A 310-nucleotide genomic window follows, 5' to 3' on the forward strand; every position below is an offset into this window, starting at 1 on the left:
GTCGTGCCCCTTGCGATCATGTCGGCCCGGCGGGTTGATCTAGTCCCCGATATTCCAACGGTCGCAGAACAGGTTGTGCCGAACTTCGAGGTCAGCGCGTGGCTTGGCATGTTTGGGCCGGCAGGTATTCCGAACGACATCGTCGTGCGGGTGTCGGAACATATCAAGATCTCGCTTGCTGATTCCTCGGTGCGTGAGCGGGTGCGCCAAATTTCCTGCGTCGACGCTTATCTCGATTCGTCAGGTTTCGCGGCTTTTCTCCAGAAAGAGGCTGCGAGGATGCGCGACCTTGTCTGCTCAGGCTGAAACT

General features: G+C 58.1%; 1 protein-coding gene. It reads left to right on the forward strand.

Annotated features, from left to right (window positions below):
* A partial coding sequence (locus tag KJQ96_RS39000) for a tripartite tricarboxylate transporter substrate binding protein (RefSeq protein WP_249735110.1) occupies positions 1–306 on the forward strand: 306 nt, incomplete at its 5' end.
* Between the last annotated feature and the right edge of the window lie 4 nt (positions 307–310).

The sequence above is a fragment of the Bradyrhizobium sp. sGM-13 genome, from assembly GCF_018398875.1.
In the GTDB taxonomy this organism is placed as follows: domain Bacteria; phylum Pseudomonadota; class Alphaproteobacteria; order Rhizobiales; family Xanthobacteraceae; genus Bradyrhizobium.